Source organism: Anaeromyxobacter sp. Fw109-5 (genome assembly GCF_000017505.1).
Taxonomy (GTDB): domain Bacteria; phylum Myxococcota; class Myxococcia; order Myxococcales; family Anaeromyxobacteraceae; genus Anaeromyxobacter.
The window spans coordinates 764,910-779,787 of sequence record NC_009675.1; the positions used below are offsets into that span (position 1 = coordinate 764,910).

The 14,878-nt window shown below is 71.7% G+C and carries 13 protein-coding genes and 1 pseudogene; 11 read left to right on the forward strand and 3 right to left on the reverse strand.

Translation table 11 applies throughout. The annotated features are described in order from the left end of the window. Positions 1-12 precede the first annotated feature (12 nt). On the forward strand, positions 13-1,758 hold the full coding sequence (locus ANAE109_RS03475) for a M48 family metallopeptidase (RefSeq protein ID WP_234945234.1): 1,746 nt from the start codon (positions 13-15) through the stop codon (positions 1,756-1,758). A gap of 31 nt (positions 1,759-1,789) precedes the next feature. Here ANAE109_RS03475 and ANAE109_RS03480 read toward each other — a convergent pair whose 3' ends face one another. The 3 genes and pseudogenes from ANAE109_RS03480 to ANAE109_RS26105 form a co-directional block, all read right to left on the reverse strand. Further along, the gene (locus tag ANAE109_RS03480; RefSeq protein WP_011984997.1) at positions 1,790-2,548 is read right to left on the reverse strand and encodes an ABC transporter permease subunit; all 759 of its coding nucleotides are present in this window, start codon (positions 2,546-2,548) and stop codon (positions 1,790-1,792) included. Beyond that, positions 2,545-3,456: a lipopolysaccharide assembly protein LapB gene (locus ANAE109_RS03485; RefSeq protein ID WP_011984998.1), complete on the reverse strand. Its 912-nt coding sequence runs from the start codon at positions 3,454-3,456 to the stop codon at positions 2,545-2,547. The genes ANAE109_RS03480 and ANAE109_RS03485 overlap by 4 nt, the downstream gene beginning before the upstream one ends. 587 nt (positions 3,457-4,043) lie before the next feature. Beyond that, positions 4,044-4,137: pseudogene (locus ANAE109_RS26105) on the reverse strand (prepilin-type N-terminal cleavage/methylation domain-containing protein); the annotation flags it as partial. Positions 4,138-4,447: 310 nt separating this feature from the next. On the opposite strand from ANAE109_RS26105, the gene ANAE109_RS03495 reads away from it, so the two are divergent. The 10 genes from ANAE109_RS03495 to pilQ all read left to right on the forward strand — a co-directional run bounded on the left by ANAE109_RS03495 (position 4,448) and on the right by pilQ (position 14,870). Then, positions 4,448-5,398 (forward strand): ABC transporter ATP-binding protein, encoded by a 951-nt coding sequence (locus ANAE109_RS03495; RefSeq protein ID WP_041448100.1) that lies wholly within the window; start codon positions 4,448-4,450, stop codon positions 5,396-5,398. Between the two features lie 3 nt (positions 5,399-5,401). Beyond that, entirely contained in the window at positions 5,402-6,274 is an 873-nt protein-coding gene (locus ANAE109_RS03500) for an A24 family peptidase (protein WP_011985001.1), read from the forward strand. Positions 6,275-6,277: 3 nt separating this feature from the next. Further along, positions 6,278-7,420 carry a sensor histidine kinase gene (locus ANAE109_RS03505; protein WP_011985002.1) on the forward strand — a complete coding sequence of 381 codons (1,143 nt, stop codon included), beginning with the start codon at positions 6,278-6,280 and terminating at the stop codon, positions 7,418-7,420. 48 nt (positions 7,421-7,468) lie between these two features. Further along, positions 7,469-8,839, forward strand: coding sequence for a sigma-54 dependent transcriptional regulator (locus ANAE109_RS03510; protein ID WP_011985003.1), 1,371 nt, complete (start codon positions 7,469-7,471; stop codon positions 8,837-8,839). A gap of 216 nt (positions 8,840-9,055) precedes the next feature. Continuing rightward, complete coding sequence (locus ANAE109_RS03515; RefSeq protein WP_011985004.1) at positions 9,056-9,313, forward strand: helix-turn-helix transcriptional regulator; 258 nt, start codon at positions 9,056-9,058, stop codon at positions 9,311-9,313. A 55-nt stretch (positions 9,314-9,368) separates the two neighbouring features. Further along, positions 9,369-10,424 (forward strand): type IV pilus assembly protein PilM, encoded by a 1,056-nt coding sequence (pilM, locus tag ANAE109_RS03520; RefSeq protein ID WP_011985005.1) that lies wholly within the window; start codon positions 9,369-9,371, stop codon positions 10,422-10,424. A gap of 2 nt (positions 10,425-10,426) precedes the next feature. After that, on the forward strand, positions 10,427-11,008 hold the full coding sequence (locus ANAE109_RS03525; RefSeq protein WP_011985006.1) for a PilN domain-containing protein: 582 nt from the start codon (positions 10,427-10,429) through the stop codon (positions 11,006-11,008). A 6-nt stretch (positions 11,009-11,014) separates the two neighbouring features. Next, on the forward strand, positions 11,015-11,644 hold the full coding sequence (locus tag ANAE109_RS03530; RefSeq protein ID WP_011985007.1) for a type 4a pilus biogenesis protein PilO: 630 nt from the start codon (positions 11,015-11,017) through the stop codon (positions 11,642-11,644). A 35-nt stretch (positions 11,645-11,679) separates the two neighbouring features. After that, a complete protein-coding gene (locus ANAE109_RS03535; protein WP_234945319.1) occupies positions 11,680-12,183 on the forward strand; it encodes a pilus assembly protein PilP in 504 nt (167 codons plus the stop codon). Positions 12,184-12,188: 5 nt separating this feature from the next. After that, on the forward strand, positions 12,189-14,870 hold the full coding sequence (pilQ, locus tag ANAE109_RS03540; RefSeq protein ID WP_011985009.1) for a type IV pilus secretin family protein: 2,682 nt from the start codon (positions 12,189-12,191) through the stop codon (positions 14,868-14,870). The last annotated feature ends 8 nt before the right edge of the window (positions 14,871-14,878 follow it).

Consider the following 14,878-nt stretch of genomic DNA (forward strand, 5'->3'; position numbering starts at 1 on the left):
GATGCCGGCGCCGTGAACGACGAAATAGAGAAGTCGCAGGGGTGGACAGCTGGAGGCGGCACGCTCGGCGGCGAGCCTTTCGCCGACGGGGGGAGCGACTGGGCTCACCGGTACCCGCTGGCGGTCGTCTGGCTCCTCGCGCTGCTGGCCTACTCGAGCTCGTTCACCGGGGCGTTCGTCTTCGACGACCTCCACCACGTTCGAGACAACCTGGCCATCCGCGATCTCGGGGCGTTCCTGAGCTGGAGCGGGTACGAGCTCGCGCCCCAGCGGTACGTTGGCTACGTCACGTTCGCGGTGAACTACGCGCTCGGGAAGCTCAATCCGCTCGACTATCACGTCGTCAACTTCCTCATCCACGCGATCAACGCGGGCCTGGTGTACGGTCTCGTGCTTCTGTGCTTCAGGACCCCCCGGCTCTGCGGCTCCGCAGTGGCCGGGTCCGCGCAGGCGATCGCCTTCTTCGCGGCGGCGGTCTTCGCGACGCACCCCGTCCAGACCCAGGCCGTCACCTACGTCGTCCAGCGCTTCACCTCGCTCGCCACGCTCTTCTACCTGCTCACCGTGGTGCTGTTCCTCCGCTGGAGGCTCGCCCGGGAGCGGGGCGACGCGAGCCGGACGAAGCACGTCGCGTTGTATGCCGGCGTGCTCGCGAGCGCGGTGCTCGCGATGAAGACGAAGGAGATCGCCTTCACCGCGCCGATCGCGGTCGTGCTGTGCGAGCTCTCCTTCTTCGGGCCGTCGTCGTGGCGCAGGCGGCTGTTCCTCGTCCCGATCGCCGCGACGATCCTGATCATCCCGTTCACCATGCTGGGCCCCGCCCTCACCAGCCCGGCGGCGATCGCCCAGGCGACGCGGGTGCAGACCACCCTGTCGCGGCTCGACTACCTGCTGACGCAGGCTCCCGTGATCGCGACGTACCTGCGCCTGCTCGTGTGGCCGGCCGGGCAGAACCTCGACCACGACTTCCCGCTGGCGCACGCGCTGCTCGAGCCGCGGGTGCTCGCGGCGACGCTGCTGCTCGCCGCGCTGGCGTCGGTGGCTGCGCTTCTATACCGCCACACGTCGGCTCGCGCCGATGGGCGGCCCCTGGACCCGGCGGCGCGCCTCGCCGGGTTCGGCATCGCCTGGTTCTTCCTCGCGCTGGCGGTCGAGTCGACGCTGGTGCCGATCGTGGACGTCATCTACGAGCACCGCGTCTACCTCCCCTCCGTCGGACTCTTCTGCGGTGCCGGAGTGCTCGTGGCGCTGGGGCTGCATCGGCTCCAGCCGCGCCACGCCGCCCGCGGGCTGGTGGTGGGCGCTGCGGTGGTGGCCGTGGTCCTCGGGGCCGCCACGTTCAAGCGCAACCGGGCCTGGGCCAGCGAGCTCTCCATCTGGTCGGACGCGGCCGAGAAGTCACCGAACAAGTCGAGACCGCACCTCAACCTCGGGACGGTGCTCGTGCAAGCCGGGCGCCTCGAGGATGGGTCCGTCGCGCTGCGGCGGGCCGTCGAGTGCGATCCCGCGTCCTTCTACGCCCGCGCCCAGCTCGGCGCCGCGCTCCTGTCGCTCGGACGGATGGGGGAGGCGGAGGGCGAGCTCCGCGAGGCCGTTCGACTGGCGCCTCGCGATCCGGAGGCCCTGTTCAACCTCGCGATGGTGCTGCTCCGGACCGGCCGCAAGGGCGAGGCGAGGCCGCACCTGACCCGGTTCCTCGAGGTGGCGCCGGCCAGCTACTCGAGCGCGCGAAGCCTCGCCGAGCGGGCGGTACGCTAGGCCCGGCCCCGTCGCGGGTCCTGAGGGCGGTTCAGCGGAAGTCGCGCCGCTCGAGCACCGCCGCGCCGAGGGCGAGGGCGATGGCGGCGTGGGCCATCGCGAGGAGGCAGCTCAGTCCCAGCGCAGCCGGGAGCGCGGTGCGGTAGACCACCGCGTCGTTCGTGGTGAGGCCGCCCAGGTCCGGCAGCGCGTACCAGATTAGGGTGGCGATCCAGGCGTGGTCGCCCTCCCAGAGGGCGCGCAGCTCGCTCGTGAGGTAGCCGGCGACGGTCAGGCTGAGCGTGAAGATCGCCGCCAGGGTGGTGTTGGTGAAGGTGGAGAAGAGCGCCGCGATCGCTGCCACGGTGAGCACCTTGAGCAGCAGCGCGCCGAGCGCGCCGGCCAGCGCGGGCGTGAGCGGCGCCAGCGAGCCCGCGTCGAGGACGAAGAGCGCGGAGAGCATGAGCGCCATCGCGAGCAGGTTCAGCGCGAGCGCGGCGGACAGCCCGAGATAGCGCCCCAGCAGGTACTGCGTGCGGGAGACGGGCTTCGCCGCGATCGGGTAGATGACGCGGCGCTGCACGTCCCCGGCGACGAGGTCCGCGCCCAGGAACGTGGCGAGGAGGATCGAGACGAGCTCCATCCCCGAGAGTCCCAGGTCCGCGAGGATGCGGTGTGAGTACCCGACCGTGAGGAGCGTGGCGACGTACGCCGCGACGAGCAGGAGCGCGGCGAACACGAGCAGCGTCACCTGGATCTTGCGGCTCAGCGCCTCGCGGAGGGTGACCGCGGCGATGGCGAGGATCTTCATCGGGGCGTCGCGCCTTTCAAGGTCGAGCCGAGTCGCTGCTGCGACTCCTGGCGTTCCGAGTGGGTCATCGGCCTCAGGATGCGGCGGTCGTGCACGGACGAGTGCGTTCGCCCCTCGCCGTCGACGATCCACGACCCGCCGTACGGATCGGGCGGGATGTCGTCGATCAGGCCCGCGAACCGCACCTCCTCGACGGCGAACGGCAGCCGGACGAACCGCTCGCGGAACGCCTGCACCGCCTCGTCGAGGCGCAGCGCGATCCGCTCGAGGCGAGCCTGCTGGAGCTGGGCCTCGAGCGCCTGGCGGGACTCGGCGTCCTCGCTCGACTCGATCATGTACGTGAGGAAGCGGATCGCGGCGTCGGCTTGATCGGCCTTCACGTACATCGCCATCACCGCCTCGCGGGTGTGGAGCGGCGCGCCGGGCGACCTGGCGGCGCGCTCGAACCAGGACGCGGCCGCTGCGTAGTCGCCCGCGTAGAGGAACGCGTTCACTCCGCGGTGGTAGGGGAGGATGTAGCGATCGGGCACGTTCGCCGTCCCCTTCTCGAGGAGCCGGTTCGACTCGTCCACGAGCCCCGACGCGGCGAGGATGTTCGCGCCGACCTGGTAGGCGTAGCCGTGGCGGGGGTCGAGGTCGGTCACGAGCTCGAGGACCGGGTAGAGCTTCTCCCAGCCTCGTTCATTCGCCTTCGGGTCACCCATGTACTGGACGGCGCGCAGCCAGAAGAGGTTGGCGGCGAGCGTCGGGTGGCCGAGCGAGACCCATCGCACCGATGCGGCGCTCGGGACGTACGCGAGGTCGTAGGGAGCAAGGACGCTCTGAGCGTCGAGGCGGTGCCCGATGGCCACCTTGGCGGTCGCGAGCGCCGCCGCGAGGGCGATCAGGGCGAGGGTGCGCCGTTTCATCGTCGTTCGGAAAAGCGGATGGCGCCCTCGACTCGGCCGAGGGCGCCATCAGAGTGCCACAACTCTGCCTGGGCCTCTAATTCGCTAGAAGACGCTCTCGTCCTGGATGATCGGAGCGCCCGTCCTGGTCGCGTCGAACACCAGCGCCGTCTCGCACGCACCGTCCGGCGGCGTGGACGTCACGTCGCCCAGAGAGCCGAGCTGCGGCTTGAAGAGCGCGACGCAGCGCAGGACGCCGTCGCCATCGACGTCCGACCGCGCTGTGACCGTCAGCGCCACGCCGGAGTTGGCGACGATGGTTCCAGTGGTCGGCGCCGTGACGTCCGACTGGTACCGACCGTACGTGGCGCCCTCGACCGCCCAGTCGATGTTGCGCGCGACCACCACGTCCCCGGGCGTCCACGCGATCTTGCTCGTGCCCACGTCGTTCGGAGCAACAGGCGTCGGGACCGCCGCGAACTGCCAGTACTGGCCGATCGCGCCCTCCGGGTTCGAACGCTCGCTCTGGCGCATCGCCTCCTGCGACTTGAAGATGCTGGTGACGTTCTCGTTCAGCTCGCTGACCTTGGCGCGGAGCTGGTACCGCATGAAGTTCGGGATGGCGATGGCGGCGAGGATGCCGATGATCGCGACCACGATCATGAGCTCGATGAGCGTGAAGCCCTTGGACGTCTTCTTCATGATGCCTCCGTGGTGTGGCGTACGCGGGGGGACCACCGTGGCGCCACCGTCTTCGGGCTCGTGCTGATCCCTGGCCCGTTGTCTTGGGCCGGCACGAAGCAGGACCCATGCCAGCGAGCCGCGTCGCGTAACCGGCCGGAACCGCGGGCTGGCGCCGCCGCGCGCGTTGACGATCCTGGGCGGTCCGGGTGAGCCCGACTGACGGATTTCGTCAGCGCTGCGTGCGGCGGTGCGGGCGGGTGTGTGCCACGGGTCCGGGAGGCGCCGTGCCTTTGACAGCGCCCGGCGACGCCCGGATCATGCGCTCGACATGATCCTCCGAACCGAGGGGCTCACGAAGGTCTTCGAGCTCCGCCCCGGCAAGCGCGTCACGGCCGTCGACGACCTCACCTTCTCGGTCCAGGAGGGGGAGATCTTCGGGTTCGTCGGCCCGAACGGCGCGGGCAAGACCACCACCATCAAGATGCTGATGGGGCTCATCTTCCCCACGCGCGGCCGAGCCTTCATCTTCGACACGCCCATCCCCTCGGAGGCGTCGAAGGCGCGCATCGGCTACCTGCCCGAGAACCCCTCGTACCACGAGTTCCTCACCGGGATGCAGGCGCTCCGGTTCTTCGCCACCCTCGCCGGCGTGCCGCGCCGGGAGCGGGGGAAGCGCTGCGAGGAGCTGCTCGGGATGGTCGGGCTCGAGGCCGCGGCGGACCGCCAGCTCCGCAAGTACTCGAAGGGCATGCAGCAGCGGCTCGGCATCGCGCAGGCGCTCGTGGGCGACCCCGCCTTCGTCGTGCTCGACGAGCCCATGAGCGGGCTCGACCCCGTGGGCCGCAAGGAGGTCCGCGACCTCATCCTCGAGCTGAAGCGGCGCGGCAAGACCGTCTTCTTCTCGACGCACATCCTCCCCGACGTGGAGACGCTCTGCGACCGCGTGGGCGTGATCCTCGGGGGCAAGCTCCGGGACGTCGGCCGGATCGACGACCTCCTCTCGGCGAACGTCCGCTCCGTCGAGCTGAGCGCGGTCGTGCCGCCCGCCGCCGCGCCCGCCCTGGCCGCGGGGCGGATCGTGCGCGCCGACGCCGAGCGGGTCACCGTCGCGTTCGACGACGAGGGGCACGCCGACGCCGCCGTGGCCGCCATCGTCCGCGCCGGCGGGCGGGTGCTCTCCCTCACGCCGCACCGCGACACGCTCGAGGACTTCTTCGTGCGTCGGCTCGCGGAGACGCAGGGAGCGCCGGCCCCTGCGCCGACGCGCAAGGCTTCGTAGCCCATGGCGCCCGACCCGAGCGTCCCGGCCGCGTTCGCCGCGGCGTGGTTCACGGTCCTGGGCGCCGTCGTCGGCAGCTTCCTCAACGTGGTGATCGCGCGCGTCCCGGCGGGCCTCTCGATCGTGAGGCCGGGGTCGCGCTGCCCTCGCTGCGAGAAGCCGATCGCCTGGTACGACAACCTCCCCGTGGTCTCGTGGCTCCTGCTGCGCGGCCGCTGCCGCCGCTGCGCGCTGCCCATCTCGATCCGCTACCCGCTCGTCGAGCTGCTCGGGGCGGCCGCCGGGTACCTGGCGTGGCGCCGGCACGGTCTCTCCGGCGAGGCGGGCGCGGAGCTGGCCTTCGTCGCGACGCTCGTGGCGCTCGCCTTCATCGATCTCGACACCTGGCTCCTCCCGCACGTGATCACCTGGCCCTTGCTGGCGGCGGGCCTCCTCGCCTCGCTGCTCGGCTGGAGCGCGGCCTCGACGTTCCCCTCGTCGCTCTGGGGCGCCGCGGTGGGCTGGGGCGTGTTCGCGGCGCTCTCGTGGGGGGGAGAGAAGGTCCTCAAGAAGGAGGCGCTCGGGTTCGGAGACGTCTGGCTCCTCGGCGGCCTCGGCGCGTGGCTCGGGCTCGGCGCGCTGCTGCCCGTGGTGCTGCTCGCCTCGATCCAGGGCAGCGTGGTGGGGATCGCGCTGGTGCTGCTCGGGAAGGCCGAGACGGGAGAGCGGCGGGCGAACGAGGCTCCCGCGGCGGACGAGAGCGCCGCCGACGAGGACTGGGTCCCCCCCAGGAACGCGGTCCCGTTCGGACCGTTCCTCGCGCTCGGCGCCGTCGAGTGGCTCTACGGCGCCGACCTGCTCGCCCGCGCGTTCCCCGCGCTCGGCGCGTTCCGGTGAGCCGTGGGCCGCGGGGTCCGGACCGTCCTCCTGCTCGATCTCGCCGCCGCCGGCGCGGGCGCCGCCGCGGTGACGCTCGCGATCGGCCTCCCGCTCGCCGCCCGCGGCGGGCTCTCTCCGCGCGCGCTCGCCGTCGTCGTCCTCGTGGGCGGCGCCGCGGGCGTGGCGCTCGGGGCGGCGCTGCTCTTCCGGGCGGTGGCGCGTCCGGTGGATCGGATCGTCTCCGCCGCGGAGCGCCTGGGAGCAGGCGCCCGCGCCGACGCGCTGCCCTTGCTCGCCCCGCCCGGCGACGCCGCCACGGAGAGGCGCGGCGCGGCGGGAGCCGCGGTGGCCTTCGAGCGGCTCGCGGGCGCGCTCTCGGAGGAGCGGAGCCGGCTGGCGGAGAAGGTGAGCGAGCTCGAGCGGGCGAACGGCGCGCTCCTCGAGGCGCGCGAGTCGCTCGTCCGCGCCGAGCGGCTCGCCACCGCGGGCCAGCTCGCCTCCGGCATCGCCCACGAGGTGGGCAACCCGCTCGGCGCCATCACCGGCTACGCGGAGCTGGCGCGCTCGCGGCTGCGCGACGGCAGCCCGCCCGCGCTCGCGCAGGCCGCGGAGTTCGCGGAGCGGATCGCGGCGGAGACGGCGCGGATCGACCGGATCGTGCGGGACCTGCTCGATCTCGCGCGCCCGAGCGCGCCGGTGGTGCGCCCGATCGACGTGCGAGGGCCGCTCGAGGCGGCGCTCCGGCTCGCGCGCGCGCAGCCCCGGTTCCGTGCCGTCGAGGTGACCGAGGACCTCCCGGCGGCGCTGCCGCGGGCCCTCGCGGACGAGCAGCGGCTCGCGCAGGTGCTCCTCAACCTGCTGCTCAACGCGGGTGATGCGATGGGGGGCGCGGGCGCGGCGCGGGTGAGGGCGCGCGCGGCGGGCGGCTTCGTCGAGCTCGCGGTGGAGGACGCCGGCCCGGGATTCGACACGGCGGACCTCTCGCGCGTCTTCGAGCCGTTCTTCACGACCAAGGGGGCGGGGCAGGGGACCGGCCTCGGCCTCGCGATCTGCCGGAGCATCGTGGAGGCGCTGGGCGGCGACATCCGCGCCGAGAACGCGCCGGGCGGAGGCGCGCGGGTCGTCGTCCGGCTCGTGAAGGCCGGAGAGCCCGCGGAGGCCTGACGGGCGCGTGGCCGGGCAGGGTGGTGGACGCGTGATAAGGTGCGCCCCGTGACGTTTCGCAGCGTGCTCGTCGTCGACGACGAGACCTCCATGCGCCACCTCCTCTCCGTGATCCTGACGGATCACGGCCGGGAGGTCCGCGCCGTGGCGAGCGCCTCCGACGCGCTCCGCGAGCTCGCCGCGCGCGAGTACGACCTCGTCCTCACCGACGTCCGGATGCCGGGGATGGACGGGCTCGCGCTGCTCCGCGAGATCCAGCGGCTGCAGCCGGAGCTGACGGTGATCGTCATGTCGGCGTACGGGGCGCACGACGCCGCGCTCGAGGCGATGAAGGCGGGCGCGTACGACTTCCTCTCGAAGCCGTTCAAGCCGGACGAGGTGGTGCTGGTCCTCCGCAAGGCGGAGGAGCGCGAGCGCCTCGCGCGCGAGAACCGCCGGCTCCGCACCGAGCTCGCGGCCGAGTACCGGCCCGAGGCGATCGTCGGCGCGTCCGACGGGATGCAGGCCGTGCTCCGCCAGATCGCGAAGATCGCGCCGCAGAAGACGACGGTGCTGCTGGAGGGGGAGTCCGGGACGGGGAAGGAGCTCGTCGCGCGGGCCCTCCACGAGCGCTCCCCGCGCGCGGCCATGCCGTTCGTGGCCGTGAACTGCGGCGCGATCCCGGGCGAGCTGCTCGAGTCCGAGCTGTTCGGCCACGTCAAGGGGGCGTTCACCGACGCCAGCCGAAACAAGAAGGGGCTCGCGGCCGAGGCGGACGGCGGGACGCTGTTCCTCGACGAGATCGGCGAGCTCCCGCTCCACCTCCAGGTGAAGCTCCTCCGCTTCCTCCAGGAGGAGGAGGTCCGGCCCGTGGGCGACACCCGGGCGCGCAAGGTGGACGTGCGCGTCGTGGCGGCGACCGCGCGCGAGCTCGGGCGCGCGGTCGCCGAGGGGCGGTTCCGCGAGGACCTCTACTGGCGCCTCAACGTGATCGGCGTGCGCCTCCCGCCGCTCCGCGAGCGCGCCGAGGACATCTCCCCGCTGGCCGGCCACTTCCTCGCGCGCTTCTCGCGCCTGCGCCCCGAGCTGCCCCCGATGTCGTTCTCGCCCGAGGCGGAGGAGGCGCTCCGCACGCACCGCTGGCCCGGGAACGTCCGCGAGCTCGAGCACGTGGTCGAGCGCGCGGTGGTCCTCGCCGATGGGCCGGTGATCGGGGAGGAGGACCTGCCCGACGCGGTCCGCGGCGCGCCGCCTCGCGCTCCGGCGCCGGCGCTGCCGGACGACTCGCTCTCCGTCAAGAAGGCCACCCGCGCCGTGGAGGAGCAGCTGATCCGCGCGGCGCTGGAGCGGACCGGCGGCAACCGCACCCGGGCGGCCGAGCTGCTCGAGCTCTCCTACCGGGCGCTGCTCTACAAGATCAGGGACTACGGGCTGGGGTAGCGTCGACCGCTCGTGGTGAGCCTGTCGAACCACGAGCCGGGGAACGGGGGCGCCGGCGAGGTCATCCTCCGTCAAGCTCTCGCCCAGGACCTAGAGTGAAACCTATCAATTAGATATCACTCGATCTCCGCGACGCATCCTTTCCCCACACCTGCCGACTCGCGCACAGGTCGCTTTCTTGATCCCTTCATCGGGCTTGGCTTAGCGTGCGCTCGCATGCCTGCTCGACCGTCCAGACAGCGGACCGACGCGACCCGGCGCGCCTCGAACAACGTGCAGCGGCTGCGGGAGGAGCAGCTCCTCACCAAGGCCGAGCTCGCGCGCAAGGCCGGGGTGTCGCCGCTCACCGTCGCGCGCGTCGAGAGCGGCCTCGACTGCCGCATGGACACGCAGCGCAAGATCATCCTCGCCCTCGGCCTCACGCCGTCCGATCGCTTCAAGGTGTTCGCGCGCGGCCGCGGGGGGCGCGCGTGAGCCACCGTCCACCTCGGGCCGGGCGCCGCCCGGCCGTCGCCTGAAGGGAACCGCCATGGCGAAGAAGAAGCTCGCCGTCGGCCTCGACATCGGCTCGTCCGGCGTCAAGCTCGTCCAGCTGAAGGAGAAGAAGGGCGGGTACGCGCTGCAGGCGTTCGGGACGGCGCCCCTGCCGCCGGAGGCGATCGTCGACGGTGCGCTCATGAACTCCGGCGCGATCGTGTCGGCGATCCAGGACCTCGTGGCCGAGCACAAGGTGAAGGCGAAGGACGTCGCCATCGGCATCGGCGGTCACTCCGTCATCATCAAGAAGATCTCCATGCCGCGGATGACGCAGGAGGAGCTCGACGAGTCGATCCAGTGGGAGGCGGAGCAGTACATCCCCTTCGACGTCAAGGACGTGAACATCGACACGCAGATCCTCTCGCCCGAGGCGAACGCCGCCGGGCAGATGGACGTCCTGCTCGTCGCCGCCAAGAAGGACATGATCAACGACTACACGTCGGTCTGCGCGGAGGCGGGGCTCACCGCCACCGTGGTCGACGTGGACGCGTTCGCCGTCCAGAACGCCTTCGAGGCCAACTACGACCCCGACGGCCAGACGGTGGTGCTCATCAACGTCGGGGCGGCGGTCTCCAACATCAACATCCTCTCCGGCGGCGCGACGAGCTTCACCCGCGACATCACCATGGGCGGCAACGCCTTCACCGAGGAGATCCAGAAGCAGCTCAACATCTCCTACGAGGAGGCGGAGGCCCTCAAGATCGGCGGCCAGGGCGAGACCGACGCCGTCGTCCCGCAGGAGGTCGAGCGGGTCATCCAGGCCGTCGCCGAGCAAATGGGCGGCGAGATCCAGCGCTCGCTCGACTTCTTCGCGTCCACCTCCGGCGACGCGCGCATCGGGCGCGTCTACGTCTCCGGCGGCACCGCCCGCATCCCCGCCCTCCAGAAGGTGCTCGAGGCGCGGGCGGGCGTGCGGGTCGAGCTCTTGAACCCCTTCAAGAACGTGGACGTGGACAACCGCAGGTTCGATCCCGCCGTCCTCCTCGCCGCGGCGCCGTCCGCGGCGGTCGGCGTCGGGCTCGCGCTGCGCAGCGCGGGGGACAAGTAGCCATGGTCCGCATCAACCTCCTCCCGGTCCGCGTCTCCAAGAAGAAGGAGGCCGGCAAGCAGCAGCTGATCCTCTTCGCGCTCGTGCTGGTGCTCGGCGTCGTCGTGAACTACCTGTGGGCCGCCTCTCGCGCCGACGCGCTCGCCACGAAGCAGGCGGCGGTGAAGCGGACCAAGGACGAGATCGCCCAGCTCGATCGCATCATCGGCGAGGTGAAGAACATCAAGGAGCAACAGGCACAGCTCAGGGAGAAGCTCGAGGTGCTCGCGCAGCTGAAGACCGCGCGCACCGGACCGGTGAAGATGCTCGACGAGCTCGCCACGCTCACCCCGAAGCGGCTCTGGCTGCGGAAGCTGGAGGAGAAGGGCGGGGCGGTCACGATCGACGGGACCGCCTCGACGATCGACGACGTCTCGGAGCTCATGACGGCCCTCGGCGGATCCACGCAGTTCCGCAACGTCGAGCTGAAGAAGACCGCCTCGAAGACCGATGGTGGATTCCGGACCGTGGACTTCACGCTCACGGCGACCGTCGCGTATGCCGCCAAGCCCGCCTCCGGCCCCGCGGCCGGAAAGAAGGGGTAGTACTCCATGGACCAGCTCATCGAGCGCGTCGCGAAGGCGCCGGTCGGGGCGAAGATCGCCGCGGTGGCGGTCGCGGTGCTCCTGCTGTCCGTGCTGAACTACTTCGTGATCTCCATGCGCCTCGGGCCGTCGATCTCCGAGGTGAACGAGCGCATCGTCCGGGCAGAGCGAGACCTGGCGAAGCTCGACAAGGAGTTCACGGAGAAGACGGCCATCGCGAACAACCTGAACCAGTTCCGGCGCGAGAAGGAGCTCCTAGAGCAGCAGCTCCGCGAGGCGCTCGCCGAGCTTCCGGAGGAGAAGAAGGTGGACGAGCTCCTCCAGCTCTTCCAGGACCGGGCGAAGAAGGCGGGCCTCGAGATCGGGACCATCGAGCCGAGGTCGCCCGTGAACGAGAAGTTCTACGCTCGCCTGCCCATCCCGATGTCGGTGACCGGGAACTTCCACGAGATCGCGACCTTCTTCGACTCGCTGGGTCGCATGCGCCGCATCGTGAACGTCAATGACATCGTCCTGGACTCGCCCAAGGACGTGAGCGGGAAGATGGTCCTGAACGCGAAGTTCCTCGCCACCGCCTTCATGTTCGTCGAGCCCGCGGCACCCGTGGCGGCGAAGCCTTCAGGAGCGAAGCGATGAGCGCGCGACGAAGCGCAATCCCGGTCTTGGCCGCCGTGCTCCTGGCTGCGTGCGGGGAATCTCCCGCGCCCGCCGCACAGCGCGCGGCGCGGCCCGGCGGGCTCGCCCCCGCGGCCGCGCCGCAGCAGGCGCCCGCCGCTCAGGCAACCAAGGCACCCGAGAAGCCTCCCGAGCCGTCGTACTCCTCGGTAGGGAAGCGCGATCCGTTCCGGAGCTATCTCTCCGAGCTGTCGAAGCAGGGCAGCGAGCTCGCCACCCGCTGCGCCACCCCGCTCGGCAAGTTCGAGCTCGAGCAGCTCCAGCTCGTCGCGGTCGTGACCGGGCTCGAGAACCCCGTCGCGATGGTGCAGGCGCCGAACGGCGTCGGCTACTCCCTGCGCCGCGGGGCCTGCATCGGGAAGAACGGCGGGACCGTGGCCGCGGTCCGCTCCGGCGAGGTGGTCGTCGCCGAGTGGGTGGTCCGCGCCGACGGCACCCGCGACAGGACCCAGACCGTCATCCGCCTCCCGCGCGAGGCCGCGTTGAACCTCGAGGAGTAGCGCCCATGAAAATCCCCATCCTGCGCCTCGCAGTCGTCCTCTGGGGCGCCCTCGTGGTCCCGGCGCGCGCCGCCGAGGCGAACGCGATCCGCGCCCTCGACGTCGCGGAGCGCGACGGCGCGGTCGAGGTCGCCATCCAGGGATCCCGCCCGCCGTCGTACACCGTCTTCAAGCTCCAGGACCCGCCGCGGCTCGTCATCGACCTCGCCGGCGCCGACGTGTCGAAGCTCGCGACCCCCCTCGCCGTGAAGAAGGGGGGCATCGCGGAGATCACGACGGCCCAGTACCAGGACGAGCGGAGCAGCGTGGGCCGGGTGATCGTCGCCCTCGACGCCGCGCGGCCGTACGAGATCGCTCCCCGCGGCGACGCCGTGGTGGTGAGGGTTCTCCCCGAGGGGGCGAAGCCGGCCGCGGCCGTGACCTCGACGGATACCCCGAGTCCGCTCGTGGTTCGACAGGCTCACCACGAGCGGGCGGCGCCGGAATCCGCTCGCCCTGAGCCCGTCGAAGGGCGAGCGAGCTCGGTTCGCACGCCCTCGGCCGACGCTCACGTCGTCTCGCGCCGCGTGGACGACGGCGGCGCCGGCACCGCGCGGACGCTGCGCGCGGTCCGCTCCGGCAAGGAAGGGCTCGTGCTCGCCACCGACGGCGAGCCCGGGCGGCTCGAGATCCTCGAGCTGCGCAACCCGCCGCGGCTCGCGATCGACCTGCACGGCGTCACCCGCGCGCCGCGCAGCGCCGTGAAGGTCTCCGGCGCCTTCACGCGGGCCCGCTTCGGGAAGGACGCCGGGAAGATCCGCGTCGTCCTCGACGCGGCCGGCGAGCTCCCGGCCTACGAGGTGAAGCGCGTTGCGGGAGGCGTCGCGATCGTCTCGCCTGAAGCGCGCGTTGCCGCGATCCCGACCGCGACCTCGACCGCGACCCCGACCGCGACCGCGACCGCGAAGAAGGCCTCCCCCTCCCGCGCCCGCATCGCCGACGTGCGCTTCGGCCAGCAGGGCAAGGCCGCGCGCATCGAGATCGCGGGGAAGGCGCGGTACACCCTGTCCCGGCCCGATGCGCACACCGTCGTCCTCTCGCTGGAGGGCGCGGAGATCCCGAAGAAGCTCGAGCGCTCGCTCGACACGAGCGCGTTCCAGGGGCCGGTGCTCATGGTCTCCTCCTTCAACCAGCCGGCCACCGGCCAGGTGAAGGTGGTCGCGACGCTCCGCGGCGCGGCGAAGGACGAGGTCGTGGAGACGAAGGACGGCCTCGCCTGGACGTTCGCGTCCACCGGGAAGGACGCTCCCGCGGCAGCGCCCGCGCCGGCCCCCGAGGCGCGCGCCGCCGAGGCGCAGGCCGCCGGCTTCGCGGCCGAGGCCCCGGCCTACGCGCTCTCCGGCGCGCCCCAGGCGCGCGGCTACAGCGGCCGCCGCATCACGCTCGACTTCCACGACATCGACATCCGCAACCTGCTGCGCCTCATCGCGGACGTCTCCAAGAAGAACATCGTCGTCGCCGACGACGTGACCGGGAAGGTGACCGTCGCCCTGCGGAACGTCCCCTGGGATCAGGCCCTCGACCTCGTCCTCAAGTCGAAGGGGCTCGGCAAGGAGGAGATGGGGAACGTCATCCGCATCGCCAGGTTCGAGGCCATCGCCAAGGAGCAGCAGGCGCGCGCCGAGGCGGAGAAGGCCCGCATCCCGCTCATGCCGCTCAAGGTCCGGATCATCCCGGTGAACTTCGCGCGCGCCGGCGACGTCTCCGGGCGGGTGAAGGACGTGCTCAGCGAGCGGGGCTCCGTCTCCACCGACGAGCGCACGAACGTCCTCATCGTGAAGGACGTCCAGGAGGCGCTGGTCCGCGCCGAGGGGCTCGTGCGGAACCTCGACACCGAGATCCCGCAGGTGCTCATCGAGAGCCGCATCGTCGAGGCGTCGTCGAACTTCAACAAGGCGCTCGGCGTGCAGTGGGGCGGCAACGCCTCCTTCACCCAGGCCACCGGCAACCCGACCGGCGTCGCGTTCCCGAACAACGTGGCCGCGGCAGGCGGCGCGGGCCCCGGCAACAGCTTCGGCACGGCCGCGAACCCCAACTACGCCGTGTCGCTCCCCGCGCCGGTCGGCGACGGCCAGGGCGGCGCGCTCGGCCTCGTCTTCGGCTCGGCCGGCGGCGCCTTCAACCTGAACCTCCGCCTCTCCGCCCTGGAGAACAACGGCGTCGTGAAGACCATCTCCGCGCCGAAGATCGCCACCATCGACAACCGCGAGGCCACCATCGGGCAGGGCATCTCGATCCCCTTCTCGCAGGTGTCCGCCTCGGGCGTGAACACGACGTTCATCGAGGCGAAGCTGGAGCTCAAGGTGACGCCGCACGTCTCCGCGGACGGCTCGATCCTCCTCAAGATCAAGGCCACGAACAACCAGCCGAATCCGCAGCTCACCGGGGCGAACGGCCAGCCCTCGATCTCGAAGCGGGAGGCGGAGACGGAGGTGCTCGTGAAGGACGGCGAGACCACCGTCATCGGCGGCATCTACACCCGCCAGACCGCGAACCGGACGAGCGAGGTGCCGTTCCTCGGCAAGCTCCCGCTGCTCGGCTACTTCTTCCGGAACATGAGCGAGCAGGACGACCACACCGAGCTGCTCATCTTCATCACCCCCCGCATCCTGAACCGGGCGGCGACCGCCGTCGCCGCGGGGAACTAGGAGCTGCC